The following is a 21,510-nucleotide window of genomic DNA, read 5'->3' on the forward strand; positions in this document are numbered from 1 at the left end:
TCCTTAGAAGTTTAATTCCAAGGGAAGCTCCAGTTCTATCCTAAGTCCATTATTTAAGTCAATAAAATTAACTTTTCCCTTTCTATTATTCATTTTATTGATGGTTTCAATCCTTGTCTTAGTAAATTGGACTCCCTTGGTTGCCTTTGTAAAATTGTTTTTTATATAAGTAGGGATAAAGGAATTATTGATATCCCTCCCTTTGTCATCTATAATACAGCAAAGCATTTTTTTGTCATTTTTAATGTGGATGACAATTTTTCCTTTTTTGTCATTTCCGGCATATCCGTTCCAAATACTATTTTCAATAAATGGTTGCAAAATCATTGGAGGCACCAATGTGTTGGTTTGATCTATTTCCGGATCTATCTTAACTTCACATTCAAAAGCATGATTTAATCTTTCAGATTCAAGCTCCAAATACAGATTTAAGGTCTCCATTTCATCCGCTAAGATAATTTCTGTTTGCCCTGAGTTTTCTAAAACTTTCCTCATCAATTTGGAAAACCGCAACAAAAACTGGTCAGCTTTTTCAGAGTCGTTTACAGCAATAAAATAACTTATTGAATTGAGTGAATTAAAAATAAAATGGGGATTCAACTGGGATCCCATAACTTTTAATTCAGATTGATGGAGTTGATATTTTAAAATGGCCAACCTTTTTTTTTCCTGAACGTCCCTTCTTCTTTTATACATTAAGAAACCAATCAACGAAATAGTCGAAAAAAGTAAAATGGCAGCCCATAATCTATATTGATTTTCCACCTGATTATCAGCTACATTTCCTTTCCGGTATAGCAACTGAAGGAAAATGTTAGGCGTCTCGTTAAGAAAGCTTTTAGGTACCTCACAAGCTGGGCTGGATTGGAAATGACTCCATAATGTTGGATGTAATTTCCACGACAAACTTGAAAGGGCGTCAAAAATATAGAAAACAAAAATGAAGGCTAAAATTTTCATCATGTTGATTATTAAAATTGAACAACCCATTTTTGATGATCAACAGTACAAATGCCGTAATTTTACAGGTATTATTCCACTAAAATATTTTGTAAAAAACCATTAACTACATTAATATACTTACAAAAAGCTTTTTATACTAGTTTAAATACAAAAACAATTTTCCAAATATTAGATTTTAAAAAATGTGAATTCGGAGCAAAAATCATCCCAAAAAAATGACAGCTTCCATCATTTTTGATTTCGACCGCCCATTAATCTTTAAAAAAGGAATTTCCTCATTGAAATGATTTTTATGTTTGATGTTATTTACAGCCTGATGGCCAACCCCAAGTTCAAATAAGCAATTCCAAATCCTATTTCTCCTAAGGCTGCCATATTTTCCTGAAAATAATACCTTCCTCCCAAGAAAGTTTCAAACAACACGCCTCCAGGGGTCCTTGTGGTAATTGTTCCGAAATTGTTGCTTGAAATATTGGCACCCAAAAATACCCCAATGTAAGTATCAAAGTCTTCCACAAACTGGTAATGGAAGGCTCCTCTAGGCCCAATAATAAAATTACTGATTCTATAGTCAGAAATAAATCCATTGTTGTATCTGTACTTATAGGAAGCATATCCTAAATATCCTCCAACACCGATACTACCATTTTCATCAAATACGTCTTCCATTATCCCTATTTCATAGGATACCGCCAAAGGTGGAACAGCTACCGAATACCAGGAACCATACCCACCATATAGGGCATTTCCCAATCCAACAGTCATATTTAAAACCCCAACGCCATCCTTCATTAATAGTTCGGATTTCTCCTCCTTTTCCTGGGCATTAAGTTTGCCCATCCCTAACACCAAAGCCATTACTATTAAACTCCATAAATACTTTTTCATAACTCCAGATTTTAAAATGATTATTACAGGTAATTTTTTTCAAATGGTTATTGAAATTCATATATAATTTACCCAACCATATATTAATCTACCACCTGGAATTAATTTTACGCTTTCAGGAGTTATTATTTGCGAATGGTTTGCTGATAATTGAAAAATTGATAATGAAAAATAAGCCCTAATTTTTCCTCGTACGATAGGCCAGGGAAATCGCTTTTAACTTAAAAGTAATATTTAATATATAAAGTACTGCTGTCATGCTGATCCGCCACGGACAGGCGTTAGGAACTTGCCCGTGGTGGCGGGCATCTTTTCAAAATCGTATCGCTAAGATGGTTTTAGTTTTCAATATCGTTATTGAGTCCGTCAAGATCCCTCCCTTGTCGGGATGACAAAACGCTTTCAGAATGCAGGGGCCCTTTGAGTAAGAAACTTCATATCTAAAGGCGATTTCCCTGTACGAAATGCCCACTACATGAAAAGTTTGAGTTTTATGTTATAACCTGAATTCGACTTAAATGGATTGAAATTTGGCCTTAATCATCATTGAGTAGCCCTTTTTTGTCAAGGGAAAGGAAGGAAAAAAGGACGTGGCAAACTGTTAAATGCGAGACTCCCATGGCTTTTTCCCCCAATCCCACGCCAAGCCTACGGAGTGACGTTTTTTAATTCAAACTGAGGTTTATAGCTAACCCTTCCATTTATGGAAAAAGAAATACTGTTTTGGTTTTGAATATCTAATTATAGCTAAAAAATGCAGCGGGAAAGGTGAAAATTTCAAAACACCACCTGCTGCAATACCAATCCATTGGCAGGGGCCTTTCTACTCAATGGGCTTATTTCATTACTGTTGAGGGCGGCCTTTAGGTCATCTAGTTGGAGCTTCCCCATTCCTACCTCAAACAAGGCTCCCATCATGATCCTCACCTGGTTTCTTAGGAACCCTTTACCCCTTACCCGCAACTCATATCTTGGCCCGGAATGAAACCATAAATCTCCCTCTTCATTGGGAACAATCTCGCAATGGGCCACTTCTCTTCTAAATTGGGTTTCCGAATTGGGTTTCAAGCAAAATCTACGGAAGTCATGTTCTCCTGTAAAGATATTTGCCCCTTCTTTCATCATTTCTATATCCAGGGACTTGGGCATTACCACTAAAAATGGAGAACCAAACGGATGGGGTTTGGTACCAGAGGCAAAATGGTACCGATATTCCTTTTCCTTAACATCCTGGATAATATTAAAACTAGAATCTACCTCTTGTGCGGATAAAATCCTGATATCGTCCGGCAATATTAAATTGATCTGCTTTATAAGACCATTCAATTCCAGGCGACTTACAGAAAAAAGTTCGAATGCACCACCCAAACAAGACACGCCTGAATCTGTCCTTCCTGCTCCTAAAATATTAAAATCCAAATGCCCTAAAAGGACTTTAAAACTCCTTTCCAACATCCCCTGGATAGTTTTCACACCAGGTTGCTTTTGCCAGCCATGGTACCGGTGCCCCAAATATTGGACCCGAAAAAAATAGGTAAATGGTTTGCTTTTCATTTATACTGCCCTCCAGATTAAGATTTGACTGCAAAAATAATAAAAATCAACGCTTTACCGGAGTTTCCTTGCAACACTTCCTTTCACATCCATATAACTAGTTTTTTTCCTCTCCCTAAATGGGGTGGCATTTGAAAAGCCCACCTTAATATATATCACCTTTCATTGTTTCCTCCATAGGCTGTCAGCAAAAAATTCCTGGTCGTCCAAAAAATTCTTTACTATTTCAAATCCATGTCCCTGAGCCAAAGCCATTACTTCCTCTAAGTCAAATTTTTTGGAAATTTCAGTATGAATGGATTCGGCCTTTTTGAAATATATAGTTTTTTTTATTCCTTCTATATGAACAGTTTGGTTTTTCATTGCTACTAAATAGCTTTTGCATTCGCCTGTCATTGGATTATACACAGGCCAATGCTTAAATTGGTCAAGCTTGAAATCCCCTCCCAATTCCATGTTTATCCTTTCCAAAACATTTAAATTAAAAGTTTTGGTCACCCCTTGCTTATCATGGTAAGCCTTTAATATCAGTTCTGGATCTTTTTTTAAATCTATTCCCATCAAAACCTGATCACCTGCTTGCAAGGCTCCTGAAATCAATTGAACCATATTGTCCACCCCTTCTGGATTAAAATTTCCCATATTGGCCCCCAAAAAAAGCAATAAGCTAGGGCTGCCATTATTCCAGTTTTTCATCTTAAGGGCTTCGCCATAAGAATTTTCAATGGGCTGAACCCCAAGACCTGGAAATTCCTTTTTCAGGGCTTTGGAAAGTTCTTCCAGAGCATTGCCGGAAATATCTATTGGGAAATACTTGAATTTGATTTTTTCCTGAATTAAAAAGTCAATAAGAATTTTTGTTTTCAAACCATCTCCTGCTCCCAATTCCACCAAATTGAATTCTTTTTCTTGTTGAATAATTGGCGCTAAAATCCGGTCTTTGAATTTATCCAGAATTTCAAATTCCTTTTTTGTAAGATAGTATTCAGGCAAATGCATTATTTGCTGAAACAAGCGATCCCCTTTTTTATCATAAAAATATTTGGATGGAATAAATTTTTCCTTGGCGCTTAAGCCCTCCAATACATCTTTGGCAAAATGGGAAAGGTATGAGGTAGTCGTAGGCATTTTTTGGAATGATTATTTTTTTGCAAGGCGGATACCTGTAAACTGCCATCTTTGATGAGGATAAAAAAAGTTGCGATAGGTCTTTCTCGAGTGACCTTCAGCAGTGGCCACAGAACCTCCCCTTAAAACCATCTGGTTGATCATAAATTTCCCGTTATATTCCCCTATGGCCCCAGGGGCTTTCTCAAAATGAGGATAAGGTAAATATGCAGAATTGGTCCATTCCCAGCGGAGTCCCCATTCCAATTTTTCTGCCGCTACTTCCCATTCAAATTCAGTAGGAAGCCTACATCCTGCCCATTCAGCATATGCTGCTGCCTCATAAAAGGAAATATGGGCTACGGGAGCCTGAGGATCAAGATCCTTCACCCCGTCCAAAGTATAATATTGAAACTGATTATGGGTCCGGTTGATCCAATACAAAGGCTGATTGATTTTATTAGCTTGCACCCAATCCCAACCATCAGCATGCCACCATTCAGGTTGCTGATAACCACCCTGAAGAATAAATTTCAAATAGTCCCCATTGGTAACCAACCGGGAGGAAATAGCAAAATCTTCAATATATACCTGATGCTTTTTTCTTTCATTATCATAGGAAAACCCAGCCCCATCAAAACCAATTTCATGAAGCCCCCCTGAAATATCTTCCCAGGATTCTTCTGGCTGTGGACCGTATTCTTTGATATTGATCACCGCAGGTGAAAGCGGGTTCAGCCATAGATTATATTTCAAATCGGTAAGTAAAAGCTCCTGATGCTGTTGCTCATGATTAAGTCCCAGGTAAATCAACTCATTAATATCATTGGATGGTGAATTAGCCAGTAATCTTCTCATTTGTTCATTTACAAAACCCCTATAATCAAAAACCTCTTCTACACTGGGCCGGGTCATTAATCCCCTTTGATTTTTTTGAGTACGCTGACCTACTGCATTGTAATAGCTATTGAAAAAATAACCGAAATCAGGATGAAACTCGCGGTAATCAGGAAGGTGATTTTTGAGAACAAAAGTTTCAAAAAACCAAGTGGTATGGGCTAGATGCCATTTTGCCGGACTTACATGCTCTGCTGCCTGAATAATAAAATCCTCCGTTTCCAGGTTTTCACAAAGGTACTCAGTCCGGTTCCTAATTTTTAAAAATTCATCCTCAGTCATCTTGCAGGAAATTTATTATAAAACTCAATCCGAATGATTTAAGTTATTAATTTTTTTCAAAAAGCCCGCAACTTATCCTTTACCTATATGAAAAAGAGCATCTCCTGCATTAACCACCGGAGAGTTGTTTAGCCCTATTACATATCCATTGGAAGTACATTTTACTGCCACCTTCACCTGTCCATAAGGGTCAGAAAGTTTGGCCAAAACCTGACCTCTTTTAACCTCCTCTCCGAGCGATATCGAGGGTGTGAAAATTCCGGATATTTTTGCCCTTAACCATGAACTTTCCTTCATTACCAGCGAAGAATAATTTTCCTCTTTATCCTCCACCATGCCCAAATGGCTTAATAATCTTCGGGTTCCTGCAATTGCTTCCCTAACGACCAAGTCATCCAAACGCATGGATTCCCCTCCTTCATATACCAAAATATGCTTATCCTTTTTGAAGGCTTCTTTTCTAAATGATTTATCGATATGGGAAGAATTGATGATAAATCGTGCCCCAAATGCTTTGGCCAGATCGAGGCCTATTTTGTCCTTAAAATCCACCCTTATCTGAGGATAATTGGAAAGCATCCTTCCCCCGGTATGGATATCAATTCCATAATCGATATGAGGAATAATCTGTGTTGTCAATATATAGGCAATCTGGGATGCCAAAGACCCCTTATTATTACCGGGAAAGCTTCTATTTAGATCCCTGCCATCTGGAAAAGTCCGGCTATTACTTAAAAACCCATAAATATTAACCAAAGGGATAAAAATCAAGGTGCCTTTTACCGGTTTAAATAATTTTTCCTCTAACATTTTTTTTACCGCTACGATTCCGTTGATTTCATCTCCATGAACCCCTCCACTAATCAAAACCACAGGCCCTTCTTGTTTTGACCTATCAATAAATACAGGAAGGTCAATTAATGTATGGGTTGGAAGTCTTGCAATGGCAATTTCTATATTTAAGGATTGGCCGGGACGAATCCTGATCCCATTGATCACCATTTCTTTCATATTTTTTTAATTTTTGTTTGAAACAAGAATGCTTATTTTCTTATTGCCTAAAAACTTATTTAATTCGCACTAAAATGGTTGCTTGTAATCACATTAAAGCAATCATTTTATAAAATTAGGCTTAAACTCAAAATTTCTTAGAATTACACCCAAATTGGGACAGGGACTTAGCCTTACAATTAACCCGACCATGAATATACAAGAAAACATTTCTCTAAAAGCATACAATACTTTTGGTATAGACAAAAAAGCCCGATTTTTCACCAGGGTACATTCCAATGAAGAAGTAATAAAAGCATTAAAAACAGCAAAGGATAAATATGTCCCAGCTTATATTTTGGGAGGAGGAAGCAATATTCTATTGACCAAAGACTTGTTTGCCCTGGTGGTCAAAATTGACATCAAAGGCGTTCAGGTGTTAAAAGAAGATGGAGAAAATATTTGGGTAAAAGTAGGTGCAGGAGAAATCTGGCATGACTTTGTACTTAAAGCCATAGCCCATAAATGGGCAGGAATAGAAAACCTTTCTTTGATCCCCGGAACTGTTGGGGCTTCTCCCATGCAAAACATAGGAGCTTATGGTGTAGAGATCAAAGAAGTTTTTGAAGAACTGGAAGCCGTAAACCGGGAGACCTTGTCCGTGGAAAAATTTAACCATAGCCAATGTCAATTTGGATACCGGGAAAGCATTTTCAAAAACAAAGCCAAAGACAAATATGTCATTACCCATGTTACTTTTAAACTTTCCAAAAAACCCCATTTTAATATCAGCTATGGGTCCATTTCAAATACTCTAAAGAAAATGGGGTATAACCAACATGACCTTACCATTGAGGCTATCAGCAAGGCCGTCATTCATATACGGCAGGAAAAACTTCCCGACCCCCAGGAAATTGGGAATGCAGGCAGCTTTTTTAAAAACCCTACCATCCCCGAAAAACATTTCCAGACCTTAAAAGAAGAATACCCCGACATTCCAGGATTTCCACTGGAAAAGGGTGTAAAAATACCTGCTGCTTGGCTGATAGACAAGGCGGGTTGGAAGGGGAAAACTTTTGGAGAAATAGGTGTCCATAAAAATCAACCGCTAGTTTTGGTCAATTATGGGAAGGGCGAAGGGGAAGCCATCAAAGCACTTTCAGAAAAAATCCAAAAGGATATACAAGCAAAGTTCGGAATTTCTCTCCAACCTGAAGTCAATTTCGTTTAGCGGTAATCATGGTTAAAAGGAAGTAGCAAGTATTAACTGTCGAATCTGGTAATGCGGAATGTTAAAGGCTGAAAGCGAAATTGTGAATAAAAAAACGCAATTGATCTCCAGAAGAAAGGGGCTGTAAAGGATTTTTTCTAGAACCTAAAATCTTGATACTTAATACTTCCAATTGGCGGCACAATTTCTTCCAAACTTTTTCGCCACAACGTACCAGGTAAAATCATATTAAGGTGTCCTCATAGGTGATTTTCTGCTCGTACTTTTCCACCTGAACCCCAAACTTTTCCAAGAATTCCAATCCCTCATCATAAGGAAGACCTTTATACTCTGCATAAGAATACATAAAGACCACCTTGGAGATTCCCATCGAAAAAATTATCCTGGCACAAGCCAAACATGGAGCTAAAGTCACGTAAAGGGTCGACCCTTCAACCGAAGCATTATTTTTAACCGCATACAAAATGGCATTTTGTTCTGCGTGGAGGGCAAGAGAACAACTTCCCTTGCTGTCCCTGCTGCATCCAGTATCCGGAAACTCCTCATCGCAATTATGGGTACCCGGAGGCGGGCCATTATATCCAATGGAAATGATCCTGGTTTCTTTAGTCAAAACTGCCCCCACATGTTTTTTAATACAGTGAGACCTTTTGGCCAGATTTACAGCCAATTCCATAAAGATATCATCAAAGTCAGGTCGTGCCATTTTGAATTTTTTTACTTTGCAAAAATAAAGAAGAATTGAAAAGTCCACACTATCTTTCCAAAAATCTCTTGAAAGAAGCCACAAGTAAAAAATCCATTCTTAATTCATATCCACTAACCATTATCACCAATCACATTAAACTAATTACTTTTTAATGTATTTCAATAGCATTTTTTACGATTTAAAATGTATATATGAAAATATTTTTTTAAATTTCTAATGATTAACTGACTCATTTACAGGGCCAGTACAGGGGAATACCTACTAAATAACCAATAAAATTATGAAACATTTTAATCGAGTAACCATCCCGTTTTTTTTGATGGCCATTATCTCAAGCTGTATTTCCAATAAACGGGTAATGTATATGCAGGACCTCGAAGAAAAAGAGCCTGTCATTATTAATGAGGGGAATCTAGTACCCTACGAAACAGAAGATTACCATTTACAATACAACGATATTGTGGATGTAACTATTAAAACAACAAGCCCAGAAATCAATGATATTTTCACCTTCTCCGCAGTTTCTGAACAAATGCGGATGATGAGCGGAAGTTTGGCCAATTCGGGCGATGTATTTTTCCTCAATGGTTATACCATTGACAATCAAGGAAATATTGAATTACCCATGATTGGGGAAATCAAATTGGTAGGCCTGACCACCAAAGAAGCCAAGGAATTGATAGGGGCTAAAGTAAAAGATTATGTCAAGGAGGATGAAGCCTTTGTCAGGGTTAGGCTGGGGGGAATCCGATACAGTGCCTTAGGAGAATTTAATAGACCTGGTCGGTATACTATGATGCAAAACAGGGTTACCATATATGAAGCCATTGCCAATGCAGGTGATCTAACCACTTTGGCCAAAAGAAATAGTGTGAATATCATCAGGCAATACCCTGATGGATCTAAAACCCACAAGATTAATCTCAACCATAAAGGTTTGATGGCCTCAGAGTTTTATTTCCTGAAGCCCAATGATTTGATATATGCCGAACCAATGAAAGTTCGGGAGTTGGGTACAGGTGTCACTTTCCTGCAAACCTTCCAATTGGCAATCACCTCCTTAACCGCTGTATTACTTGTTATTAATGCCACCCAATAAAAAGGATATAATATTAGATTTAATGAAAGGGAGTAAACTTACCATTTTGAAATAATTGAATAAAATACAGGTGAGACACTTAACTATTTTGCTTTCCATAAAGCCCATTGGAAATGGGAACCAGATAGAAAAAAGATACCTTTCAGAAATCTTCCTTCGCTTTTCTTCTACCCTATTCTATTTAGTTCTCTGGGGATTTTTCCTACCATCAAATGAGTAAACAGATAGCATTTTCCTTCAAGGATCTTCAATAGAACATTAACAAATCATAGTCATACCCCAACCAAACAAGGGGGTTTAACAAACTTTTTTATGTATTTATAATTCATTTTATTCTATTTAAAACTAGATTTTTTCCTAAATAAAATATATATTTAATACAAACACTGCAAGGTAAATTAAGCTAGTGACCAAAGATTTGCCGGCCTAGCCCCAAGGATCCAATTATCACCAATTAATGGAGCCCTTTAGTTGAAGTTGGTGAATAACGTTCCTTCCCCTTGTTTGTATAAAACGGCGCAGAACGAATCTTTAAGTTCAAAAGCAGATATTGGTACAGGATCTTTGTTTAGAAACTGTCAATTTATTTACACCCGAAAGATGCATTAGAAATTTTCTATCCAAAAGGAAAAGCATTACGACATGAAATTGCATAATTATCAAAAAACTCAAGCCGTATTGGGTTTCATAAGCCATCTAGGCTGGTTTTCCAGTCTTCAAACAGCTTTGTAATTGCTTTTTCTAGTCCCATAAAAATTTCCAATGCATGCTCCGGCATAAGGTCCAATAATTATTTAAATCCAAGTTTACCACCCATCAAGGAGACGGAAATAATGAAATGGAGAAGATCCATTTCGCCCCAGGTTTGGTAATTATTCATTTTACAGCATTCGGTTTTTATTCACCACATAGCATTTTCAATCCATTTCTCCTAAAGGAACTTAAATACCAAACTAGGGTATCAACAATCATTTGGTTTTTCACCATAATAAAACAGGCATGAAACTTATCCCAAAAAATAATTCTGAGGATTACCTTGAGGAATCGAGCTCAATGTCCTTCAATTTGAAGGATCTTTTTCTTCGGTACTTAAAGTACTGGCCTTATTTTTTACTTTCTATGGTATTGGCATTGGGAGCAGCCTATATGGCAAACAAATTTGTTCACCCTCAATACAAGGTAGACAGCAAATTCCTTATCAAAGAAGAAGCCAGTAATATGGACATCCTTGACCTTACTGGCTTGGCAGAAGGTAACTTTAGATCCTATAACAGGACATCGAATGAGGCTATCATGTTCAAAGCCAAACCTATGGCAGAGGATGCATTAAGGAGGCTTGATTTTGATGTGGAGTATTATGAAAACGGGCCATTTATCCCGACGGAAATTTATAATAAAAGCCCTATAAAAGTGGAAGTTGATTGGAAACATCCCCAAATGACCGGTGGGTTTATTTCTATTTCATGGAACTCCCTCAATTCCTATACCCTAAAGTTCAATGACGATTCATACACCCTTCATGATCCAACTGGAAGTAATTTGCTAATTGAAAATCCCAATTTGATTGGGAGGAAATTTCCCTTTGACAAATGGATCGAAACCGAACAATGCCGGATTAAGGTAGTATTGTTAAACAGCAATCAACAGAATGGCGATTACTCCATAAAAATCCGGCCAATGTCCAGTCTGGTAGGGCAGTTTACCGGAGAAAACCTTCAAGTTTGGCCCATCAATCCCGCAGGATCCGTATTGGGGATATCATTAGTATGCAAAAACCCACAAAAAGGTATTGACTACCTTAACAAATTAATGGATGTATTCCTGGAACAAGAGCTCAAGGAAAAAAACCGTTTGGCCAGCAATACGGTCGATTTTATTGACAGCCAAATCTCAGGAGTGGCCGACTCCCTTGTATTTATTGAAAACAGACTTCAGAATTTCAGGAGCAGAAACAAGACCTATAATATCGGAACCGAAGGAAGCACCATGTTTTCCCACCTTTCAGAGTTGGAAACAGCTTTGTCCCAGGAAAAATTCAAGAAGGAATACTACCAAAACCTAAAAGAGTACCTGGTCAGGGAGGACTATAATGAAATTGTAATGCCATCTGGTTTGGGGATTGAAGACCCAATCCTCAATTCCCTGATCGAAAATCTTATTACCATGCAAACTGAAAAATCAAGACTTCTTTCCACACAAACTGAAGCTTCTCCTGCTGTAAGGGAGGTTAACCGAAAAATCAGAGACCTCAATGGGTCAGTAAAAGAAGTCCTGATTAATGTGGATAAAAATGCCGACCTGGTAATAAGAAATCTGGAAAATAGAATTGCCAAGATAGAGGAAGAGTTTAGCAGGTTGCCCTTAACCGAGCAAAATTTACTGAGGATCCAGAGGCAATTTGCCATCAATGAAAGCATCTATACTTTCCTTCTCCAAAGGAGGGCAGAATCAGCCATAGCTATGGCTTCCAATACTACTTCCAACAAAGTGGTAGAATACGCCGGACCAGGTGCCATTCCCATTACCCTACCTTACATGACCAATTTTGTAATGGGCGGCTTTGCTGGGTTTGCCATTCCCTTTGTGATCATCACTTTATTCTACGCTTTTAATCAAAAAATTAAAAATATAAATGATACGGAGAAGAAATTAGCTGCACCCCTACTCTCCCAGATTGGCCACAATCGGTTTAAATCTAACCTTGTTGTCCTAAAAGAACCCAGTTCAGGAATTACAGAGGCTTTCCGGGCATTGAAGACCAATATTCATTTTATAAGCCCAAAAGAAAAACAGGTGACCATTGCTATCACTTCAAGTATCAGTGGTGAAGGGAAAACATTTTGTGCCATCAACCTGGCTTCCACCTTTTCTCTAAATAATAAGAAAACAATATTGATAGGCTGTGACATGCGTAAGCCTAAGATCTTTGGTGATTTTAACATCAAAAATAACATTGGGTTAAGCAGCTATCTCAGCCAACAAAACGAAAACTTGTCTGAGATCATCCAACCATCCAAATATAAAAACCTGGATTTATTATTAGCAGGGCCCACCCCACCCAATCCAGCAGAACTATTGGTTAATAAGCATTTTGAAAAACTGATCCAAAAATTGGAATTGGAATATGATGTAGTGATTCTAGATACACCTCCCATTGGATTGGTAAGTGAGACCCTGGAAATTTTGCATCTGGTAGATCTTACAGTATTTATTCTTAGGCATAATTTCAGTAAAAAATCCTTTGTGAATGAGGTCAATAACCTGAAAAACAAAATGGGTATAAAAAATATCTATACAGTCCTCAATGATATTGCCCGAAAGGATATGAACTATGGAGGGTATGGATATGGGTATTACAAAGAAGACCGAAACCGAAAAAGCCTGTTTAACAGGATAATTGGCAATAGTCACAGAAATGTAGGGATTTAGAATCAACCCTAAACACCTGAAAACCTTTTAATTAGGATCCACTTTTGATCCAATACTTATTAAAACACCTTTTTGCCCCATTAAAAATGGGACTTACAAGGCGAAGCTTTACTTAAACCGGACACTTGGCTTACCAAATAATTTTAATCATCTCCCACGTTTTACCAAGAGTCCATTCCCTTTATTATTAAATAAAACCACATATATGGGTAAAATAACTTCCCAAAAAAGGCAAAAAGAAAACCTTAAACAGTACGGTTATCTCAACTCTTTGACGGCCATGATTGACCACGTTGGAGTTCAAATAACCGGTTTTATCATCAATCCTTTTATTGTACATGGGTTGGGAAGTACTTTTTATGGAGTTTGGCAAATGTTGACTCAGATGACCGGTTACGCCAATATGGCTGATACCAGGGCAACCCAGGTGCTTAAATGGTCTGTTTCCAAAAAAAGAGATATTGCCACCGATGAAGAACTCCGGAGTGAAGTAATGACCGCATTGGTCATTACTGCCTTTATCATTCCCATTGTCCTGATAATAGGAGCCGTAATCGTATGGTATGCACCCTTCCTTACCAATATCGATGAGCAATATTATAATATAATAAGGATCACCTGTTCCCTGTTAATTCTCAGCCTGGTAGTCCACAAGGTTTTTGATTTATTTGAATCTGTCCTGAGAGGCATGAACCTTGGATTTAAGCGGATGGGCTTTCGTGCCGGCATCATTGCTGTAGGTGGCGGCCTAAAGGTCCTTGCCATCACTCAAGGGTATGGGTTGATAGGACTAGCAATAGTCCAGGTATTGATCGCCCTCTCATTAGGGTTTACCTTTTATTATATCGTCAACAAAACGGTAGGCTGGTTTGGATTTGGAAAAACTAACAAGGAAAAAATAAAAGCCTACGGCAAATTAAGCGGTTGGTTTATGGCATTTATGGTAACAAAGATGATGTTGATGAACAGTGATAAAATTCTATTGGGATATTTGATCGGCCCCGATTATGTTACAAAATATACACTTACCCTTTTTACTGCTTTTGCCATTAAAAAAATTATTGCGGCCGTTACCGATGGCATTATCCCAGGGATTGGAGGGAAATTTGGAAAAGGAGATTATGGTACAGTAAAAAAAGCAAGGAATATCCTTATTACCCTCAACTGGATCATGGTCACTTCTTTTGGGGTCACCATTTTATTGTTAAACGAATCATTTATTAGCCTATGGGTGGGGAAGGAACATTATGCAGGGACCTTTGAAAACCTTTTGATCATGATCATCGCCATCCAATACATCTTTTTTCAAATGGATAGCAACATCATAAATGTAACCCTTCGACTTCAAATCAAGGTATTGCTTTCCTTCCTGGCATCCACTGCAACAATAATAGCAGCATTTTTACTTGTAAAACACTTTGAGATTTTCGGGCTATGTATAAGCGTTATCCTTGGAAGACTAATTTTGAGCATAGGGTATCCACTAGTATTAAAGAAACGGTTGAAAGACAACTCTGACGCATGGAAATTAAGTACCTGGCAGCCTATGCTCATGACAGTAATTTTACTGGTATTAGCTACCTACGGAAGTCAATGGATGGTCATCACCAATTGGTTAAATCTCCTCATGATTGCCTTGGTGGTATTTCCTTTAAGCGGATTGTTAATATGGTGGGTAGGAATTAATTCCCCAGATCGGCAAGCTGTGGTTGCTGTAATTTCGGAAATCAAGTTCTTTAAAAGTCATTAAAATTACAATAAGGTGGAGAAATTCAATCCGACGAAACAATCTACCTTCCTTTTAGAGGCATTACTAAGGGCCAGTGTGAGATTTGCCCATTGGAAAGGCAATAGCCATTTGCCCCAATCCTTGGAGGGACAAACAGATATAGAGCTGTTGATTGACCCCGATCACAGGGAAAAATTTGAGGAGATAATGAAAAGCCTTCATTTCAAAAAGGCCATAAGTCCAAAATGGGGACGTTTTCCGAAGGTAGAAGACTGGTTAGGGTTGGACCCGGAAACAGGAAAGATCCTTCACCTCCACACACATTATGCACTGGTGACGGGCATTAAATATGTCAAGCATTTATATCTGCCTTGGCTAACTGAATTTTTCAACCAGTTAAGAATAGATAAAAAAAGCGGTTGGCCAATTCCTCAAGCAGAAATGGAGATTATTATCCTTTTAATTAGAATATGGGCCAAATTACCTCCAAATCAAAGGTTAAAAAGGAAACCTGAAATACCCACCAACAGGGTTCAGGAATTAAAACAACTATTGGAAGAATTTTCCCCGGATAAAATGATCTTAACTTGCAGGACCTTGAAATTAAAAATCCCTGACAATTTTATCCTTGGATTGGAAAAAGTAAAAGAAGAAAACGAAACAGATGAAATAATCAGGTTATCCAAATATTTCTACCATCAGGTTAAAAAATATTACCGAAAACCCTGGTTAAAATCACTGGTCAAATCTTATTATTACAAATATCAATTAAAAACAATTTCTTTTTTTTTTAGGTATTTACCTCCTGTAAGCTTAAGAAAGAAATTAGTAGGTGGTGGGTTAATTGTTGCCCTTGTCGGAAGTGATGGGTCTGGAAAAAGCACCCTAAGCAGGGATCTGGTGGAATGGCTGACATTCAAGATTGATACACATTATTTCTATTTTGGTAAAAACCCACATATTCTTTCCTATCGCAAAAAGCTTTTTTCCCTGAGCCAAATTTTACATCAGGATAATAAAATCATCAAGAAGATAAAAAAAGGTATGGGCGAGCTTTACCACCTTTTTTTACCATGGAAAAAAATAAAAATGATAAAACTTGCCCATAAAATGAAGCGAAATGGCAGTATCATCATTTGCGACCGTTTTCCCCAAAATCAAATCAATGGCATGCATGATGGTCCTAAACTTCAAAATGGCAAACATCTATTTTCTAAAAAGGAAGCCTTGCTTTTCAAACAGTTTAATCAATGGGAACCCGACCTGGTCTTTAAGTTAAATGTAAATCCAGAGGTAGCTGCCCTGAGAAAACCCGAACATAGCAAAAGTATGATAGAAGAAAAGTGTAAAAACTTTGATCATATAAAATTTCACAATGCAAAGGTCATTGAAATAGATGCGAACCAACCCTATTCAGATGTCCTGCTTACTATAAAAACAGAATTGTGGAAAAACTTAACCTTGAAAACATAAAAGCCGAAAAAACCCAAACTATCGAATTTATTGGGGCTCCAGGTGTAGGAAAATCCACCCTTTACAAAAAACTGCGGGGAATAAAACCTCCCCTACAGAAATGGACTTATATAGATGCTGTTTTAAAACCAGCCCCTCCTTTTTTCAAGTTTTTAGATTGGTCCAACTACCAATTAAGAAAATTGTTAAAAAAAAAGCACCACCAATCCGTAAACTCGATAAAAGGGATTAAATACATCCAGAAACATAAGGAACTTGCCCAATTCATTTGGGAGCACCTTTCGGACTCCAGTTTTCCGGCTAACCAAATTCTCGGGCAAAGATACCGGTCCGCATTTTACCTATTCAGGGATTTTAGCAGATATCAAACCATTAGTGAAGTCAGTCAATCTACCTATTGCATAATAGATGAAGGTTTACTTCAAAGGTCTTATTTGTTAAACAATGATCCGGTAAAAGTCAACGCCTTATTAGAAGAATACCTTTCCTTGGTACCCCTTCCCCAGGCAGTCTTTTATGTCTATATCGATTCTACTCCTTTAATCCTTCAACGGTTAAAAGGAAGGCATAAAACATTGATAGGCCATATTGGGCTAAACAATGATGATTTATTTGAGGATATTCAAAGGTGGCAAATGCTGATGAAATTAATTGTCGAAAACATTAAAAGACAGGGGGTAAAAGTTTTCCCCATTAATGGGGAAAACCCTGTGGCGGAAAACCTTAAACGAATCCTGGAAATTTTAAATAAAGAGTTATGATCAATCACTTTTTTTTACTGGTTGAACTCTCTTTTTATGGATTTGCCATTTACCTGATTTTAAAAAGAGGGGAACTGGCTATTATCTACCTTCCTGTATTGTTTTTTGCCTATGTCATGATCAATAAAGTGGCCCCGGCCTTATTCTTTTACACCTTCATTTCTGCCCTAATTGGAAAGGTAATCCTCTCCAATCTGGATTTTTTCAAGTACAATATATTCGCCCTGCTTATTGCTCTTTTATACCTGTGGCTTTTACAAAAAACCACAGATCTGGTGGAGATCAGACCATTTGTATTTTCCTCCATGTGTCTTTTTATCCTGGTGCCACTGGCCCATTCTGTATTTATCAAATATTCAAGACCTGAAATCTTCAATGAACTTTACTATGCATCCTTAATGATATTATCCTTATTTGTTATAAACGCCATTTTTTCCACTATCAGTAATTATGCTCCTTCCCAGATGTATGGAATTTCAAGTGGAATCCTTTACGGGAACCTATATGCTACTGATTTTAACATTTTGCCATTTGCAGTTTTCGTCGCCATTTATCGCTTGGTGAGCAAACAAAAACCCTTGGAAGTATTGATCTTTATTGTAGGCTTTTGTTTTATCATGCTCTCTTTGAGGAGGTCGGTTATGGGACTAAGCACCTTAGCTTTAATAGCAGTTATTGTAATATTGGTAAGCAGAAACCGCCTGGGGCAAGTTTTCACATTTATCTCCGCAGGTGTCCTATTGGCTGCCGTCATATTCTTTACAACTGATTTTGTCCAACAATTTATTCACAGATATGAACTCAGGGATCTGGATGACAGGGCATTAAGTGAAGAAAAAAGATTCTTTGAATACGACATGCTTTATACAGACACTTTTGTAAGCTTTGACTATGACCCTTGGCTGGGCTACGGCTTATTTGATAGTGGCGGCAATTATGGCAAAGGAACTTTAGGCCCCAGGACATTGCATGGGGACATTACCAATATTGTCCATTCGAGCGGCATTATCGGTTTATTTCTATACCTTTCCATGGTCTTAACCGCATTTATCCAATCCTTAAAGCGGACAAAATCCTATACGGATTTCATAATAATAGCTTTTTGCTTTTTAGCGTTTTTGATTTATACCATTACGGGTAGGTACACGCAAGTAGAAAGCATGCTCATGATGTTTTACCTGATGATGCTTCCCCTGGGAAGGGTAAAACGAACCATGCTTAAAGTTAACCCCAAGCCCCAAACTTTACTTGAACATAGTTTATAATAATGAGGATTTTATTTTACGATAAAAGTCTTATTAATCTTCTTCAAAAAGAAGAAAATGCCTCCGGAGGGGCTGCAGTACAGACTTTTGGTTGGGCAAGAGGCTTAAAGGAAATAGGAAATGATGTCTGGCTATTGACCAATCCTGCACCAAGCAGGTCCCTAAAAGAGGAAAGTCTGGACTTTAACCTTATTCCTTTATTCGATGAAAAAAAAGGAATCCGATGGCTAAGGTGGATATATTATCGATTTCCGGACACTTATAAAAAAATCAAAAAGGTTCGCCCGGATTATTTGTACCAAAGCGTTCCCGGTTGGGCTTGCTTCCTTATAGGAATTATGTGCAAACAACTTAAGGTCAAATACATACTCCGGATTTCCAATGATTACTTTCTGGATGAACGATTTCATCGTTTACATTCTCCTTTTCAGGAATATTTTATGAAAAAAGGGATGAAAATGACCGATTGTATTTTATGTCAAAACGACTATCAGTTAGGCATTATCCAAAGGAATTTTCCAAACAAAAAAGTAGTCAAAATTGCCAACCCAATCATCTACCAAAATAATGGGCAACTCTCCCAAGCAACTTCAGAACGGGGCTACATTGCCTGGTTAGGCATATTCCAATACCAAAAAAACCTCCACTTGCTATATGAAATAGCCAGCAAACTAAAAAATGAACAATTTTGGATTGCTGGAAAGGAAACCAATAAAATCGATAATGCCACCCTCCAAGACCTCAAAAGACTAAAAACACTTCCCAACGTTACGTTTATGGGCTTTTTGAGCAGAAAAGAGGTCCCCCCTTTCCTGAAAAATGCAAAGTATCTGCTCAACACTTCTCACTACGAGGGATTCAGCAATACCTTCTTGGAAGCCATGGTCGTTGGCACCCCTATTCTTTCCACCGAAAATGTGAATCCAGATGGAATTATTGATGGGTACCAACTAGGCCTCATCTATAAGGATGCGAATGGGTTGGCCAGACTGCTGGAAGAAATTAATCCGGAAAGTTATCGCCAAATGTCTGAAAATGTTATTCGGTATGTAGATAAAAACCACCATTACAAAGTATTGGCCAGAAAGCTGGTTGATATTCTCCATCAACCCTAATTCATTGAGATTGGAAGAAAAAATGATATCCCTGAGAACCAGTTTAGTTTATACGAAATGGATATTGATCCATTTTCCTTATACCCTCCTTTATCAACTGGCATGCTTGTTTAATTTGCCTTTAAAAACAAAGGTAGCCTGGCTGCCACCTCCATTGAGTCCCCCTGTTTTTTGGGCATCAATCGACCAGGTAAAACTGCATGCAAGCCTGCCTTATCCTCCTCCCGGCAGATGGTGTCATAAGGATGACTGGGATATAAATATGATCCATCCCTTACCATCTATTTTTGAAAAAGTTCCCAAAAAAGCAAACAAACGGGATGTCCATCAGACTATTCGAAAAATGTTTATAAAAAAGAAGAAATTTCGAAAAACCCCACAATACAAAAACATGGTTTATCGGGTAAAAGAAGGAAAAATAAATCCACAGGGTTGTAAAACAATAGAAGAAGTTGACAATTACTTCCGCCAACTAAAAAAAGCCTTTAAGTCCATGGAAAATCATGGTTACCTTACCCAGGAGCAGTTAGGAAAACCATCCGTGGAAGAAATCAGACTTCATATTACCCGTAATGGTGAATTGTGCCTTGGCACAGGGGGAAACCATCGGATCAGAATGGCAGAAATCCTGGGAATCAAATATATCCCCTTTTTGCTGAGGGGCATTCATCAGGAATGGGTCATGAAGCTGTCCAGGGAGCTTTCCTTACCCCCAAACCAGGCCATTTCACATTGGTTAAACCAAAAATTTCAAAAGACACCACCTCAACCTATAAAACATTCCATTATATGAAACAAGACAAATCATACCGCATCTTGTTTTACATCGGAAGTCTAATGGCCGGGGGAAAGGAAAGGCGGTTATTGGAGCTGTTAAATTACCTAAAGAAAAACACCAATTTCGAAATGTTCTTGGTCATAACGGTGGATAACGTTCATTATAATGACTATTATGATTTAGAAATCCCCATCCTACCCCTTTATAAGGAAAAGAAAAAAAATCATCTGGGAATTATTTTAAATTTCTACAGATTGTGCAAAAAGATTAAACCCCATATCATTCATACATGGGGAAGTAAACAAACATTTTATGCTATTCCTGCAGTTGTTTCGCTGAAAATCTCCTTGGTCAACAGTCAAATAGCTTCAGCCCCACCCCACCAGTATATTTGGTCCTTGGATACCTGGATCGATCGAATCAACTTTTATTTTTCTTCTATTATCCTCGCCAATTCAAAAGCTGGAGTTGAATCCTATCGTCCCCCGCTAGAAAAAACGAGGGTTATTTATAATGGCATAAGTTTAGACCGTTTCAAAAATTTACCTGACAAATCAAAAGTAAAGTCAGATTATAAAATCGAAACCCCTTTTTTGGTAATTATGTCCGCTTCCTTTTCGGTCAATAAAGACCATCAACTTTTTCTAGAAATAGCAGAAAAAATCACCTCCATCCGGGAAGATATAAGCTTTATTGGGATAGGAGCTCATGACATCAATAATCCCTTATATGATGCCCTTGTTAAAAAAAGTTTAGAAAACCCGAAAATATATTTTCCAGGAAGGGTAAAGGAAGTAGAAGCATTGGTAAACGCATGTGATATTGGAGTGCTTTTTTCCAATGAGGCCAATCACGGGGAAGGAATTTCAAATTCGGTATTGGAATATATGGCTCTAGGAAAACCGGTCATTGCTAATGATACTGGTGGAACAAAAGAATTGGTAAAAGACCAAAAAAACGGGTACCTCATTAAAAAGCAATCCCTAGATGAAATCATCCAGTTATTCCTGGACTTGATTGATAATGAACCCAAACGCCTTCAATTTGGGGCTGAAGGAAAAAAAATTGCCGAAAAACAATTCTCCATTGAAAGGATGGGGAGCGAATTTAACCAAGTTTATCAGGGAATCCTTAATACCCGTCCCTGATTTTCTATTATTTATTTATGGTAATCCAGTTTTAGGATTCATGCTGTCATGGTTGTTACAAATACTCCCTTTATTTCTATTCCAAAATTCAA

17 protein-coding genes are annotated in these 21,510 nt (G+C 37.7%); 10 read left to right on the forward strand and 7 right to left on the reverse strand.

Annotated features, from left to right (window positions below):
- Positions 1-3: 3 nt before the first annotated feature.
- The 6 genes from QWY93_RS17635 to QWY93_RS17660 form a co-directional block, all read right to left on the reverse strand.
- Complete coding sequence (locus QWY93_RS17635) at positions 4-963, reverse strand: sensor histidine kinase (RefSeq protein WP_290249729.1); 960 nt, start codon at positions 961-963, stop codon at positions 4-6.
- A gap of 306 nt (positions 964-1,269) precedes the next feature.
- Positions 1,270-1,851: a hypothetical protein gene (locus QWY93_RS17640; protein WP_290249730.1), complete on the reverse strand. Its 582-nt coding sequence runs from the start codon at positions 1,849-1,851 to the stop codon at positions 1,270-1,272.
- A gap of 777 nt (positions 1,852-2,628) precedes the next feature.
- Positions 2,629-3,405 (reverse strand): tRNA pseudouridine(38-40) synthase TruA, encoded by a 777-nt coding sequence (gene truA / locus QWY93_RS17645; protein WP_290249731.1) that lies wholly within the window; start codon positions 3,403-3,405, stop codon positions 2,629-2,631.
- 162 nt (positions 3,406-3,567) lie between these two features.
- On the reverse strand, positions 3,568-4,533 hold the full coding sequence (gene egtD / locus QWY93_RS17650; protein ID WP_290249732.1) for an L-histidine N(alpha)-methyltransferase: 966 nt from the start codon (positions 4,531-4,533) through the stop codon (positions 3,568-3,570).
- Between the two features lie 12 nt (positions 4,534-4,545).
- Positions 4,546-5,691 (reverse strand): ergothioneine biosynthesis protein EgtB, encoded by a 1,146-nt coding sequence (gene egtB / locus QWY93_RS17655; protein WP_290249733.1) that lies wholly within the window; start codon positions 5,689-5,691, stop codon positions 4,546-4,548.
- Positions 5,692-5,763: 72 nt separating this feature from the next.
- Positions 5,764-6,702 (reverse strand): succinylglutamate desuccinylase/aspartoacylase family protein, encoded by a 939-nt coding sequence (locus tag QWY93_RS17660; RefSeq protein ID WP_290249734.1) that lies wholly within the window; start codon positions 6,700-6,702, stop codon positions 5,764-5,766.
- Positions 6,703-6,892: 190 nt separating this feature from the next.
- On the opposite strand from QWY93_RS17660, the gene murB reads away from it, so the two are divergent.
- The gene (gene murB / locus QWY93_RS17665; RefSeq protein ID WP_290249735.1) at positions 6,893-7,912 is read left to right on the forward strand and encodes a UDP-N-acetylmuramate dehydrogenase; all 1,020 of its coding nucleotides are present in this window, start codon (positions 6,893-6,895) and stop codon (positions 7,910-7,912) included.
- Positions 7,913-8,135: 223 nt separating this feature from the next.
- Here murB and QWY93_RS17670 read toward each other — a convergent pair whose 3' ends face one another.
- The gene (locus QWY93_RS17670) at positions 8,136-8,618 is read right to left on the reverse strand and encodes a deoxycytidylate deaminase (RefSeq protein WP_290249736.1); all 483 of its coding nucleotides are present in this window, start codon (positions 8,616-8,618) and stop codon (positions 8,136-8,138) included.
- Between the two features lie 283 nt (positions 8,619-8,901).
- Between QWY93_RS17670 and QWY93_RS17675 the strand changes: the two genes are divergently transcribed.
- The 9 genes from QWY93_RS17675 to QWY93_RS17715 all read left to right on the forward strand — a co-directional run bounded on the left by QWY93_RS17675 (position 8,902) and on the right by QWY93_RS17715 (position 21,418).
- Positions 8,902-9,720: a polysaccharide biosynthesis/export family protein gene (locus QWY93_RS17675; RefSeq protein WP_353959663.1), complete on the forward strand. Its 819-nt coding sequence runs from the start codon at positions 8,902-8,904 to the stop codon at positions 9,718-9,720.
- Positions 9,721-10,719: 999 nt separating this feature from the next.
- Positions 10,720-13,149, forward strand: a complete 2,430-nt coding sequence (locus QWY93_RS17680) for a GumC family protein (protein ID WP_290249737.1) — start codon at positions 10,720-10,722, stop codon at positions 13,147-13,149.
- A 205-nt stretch (positions 13,150-13,354) separates the two neighbouring features.
- Positions 13,355-14,899 carry a lipopolysaccharide biosynthesis protein gene (locus QWY93_RS17685; protein ID WP_290249738.1) on the forward strand — a complete coding sequence of 515 codons (1,545 nt, stop codon included), beginning with the start codon at positions 13,355-13,357 and terminating at the stop codon, positions 14,897-14,899.
- 12 nt (positions 14,900-14,911) lie between these two features.
- Complete coding sequence (locus tag QWY93_RS17690; RefSeq protein WP_290249739.1) at positions 14,912-16,351, forward strand: nucleoside/nucleotide kinase family protein; 1,440 nt, start codon at positions 14,912-14,914, stop codon at positions 16,349-16,351.
- On the forward strand, positions 16,324-17,112 hold the full coding sequence (locus QWY93_RS17695; protein ID WP_290249740.1) for a hypothetical protein: 789 nt from the start codon (positions 16,324-16,326) through the stop codon (positions 17,110-17,112). The genes QWY93_RS17690 and QWY93_RS17695 overlap by 28 nt, the downstream gene beginning before the upstream one ends.
- A complete protein-coding gene (locus QWY93_RS17700; RefSeq protein WP_290249741.1) occupies positions 17,109-18,377 on the forward strand; it encodes an O-antigen ligase family protein in 1,269 nt (422 codons plus the stop codon). Before QWY93_RS17695 ends, QWY93_RS17700 begins: the two co-directional genes overlap by 4 nt.
- A 2-nt stretch (positions 18,378-18,379) precedes the next feature.
- Positions 18,380-19,492 (forward strand): glycosyltransferase family 4 protein, encoded by a 1,113-nt coding sequence (locus tag QWY93_RS17705; RefSeq protein ID WP_290249742.1) that lies wholly within the window; start codon positions 18,380-18,382, stop codon positions 19,490-19,492.
- Positions 19,493-19,496: 4 nt separating this feature from the next.
- Positions 19,497-20,285 carry a hypothetical protein gene (locus QWY93_RS17710; protein WP_290249743.1) on the forward strand — a complete coding sequence of 263 codons (789 nt, stop codon included), beginning with the start codon at positions 19,497-19,499 and terminating at the stop codon, positions 20,283-20,285.
- Positions 20,282-21,418, forward strand: coding sequence for a glycosyltransferase family 4 protein (locus tag QWY93_RS17715; RefSeq protein ID WP_290249744.1), 1,137 nt, complete (start codon positions 20,282-20,284; stop codon positions 21,416-21,418). Before QWY93_RS17710 ends, QWY93_RS17715 begins: the two co-directional genes overlap by 4 nt.
- Positions 21,419-21,510 lie beyond the last annotated feature (92 nt).

Source organism: Echinicola jeungdonensis, from assembly GCF_030409905.1.
GTDB lineage: Bacteria > Bacteroidota > Bacteroidia > Cytophagales > Cyclobacteriaceae > Echinicola > Echinicola jeungdonensis.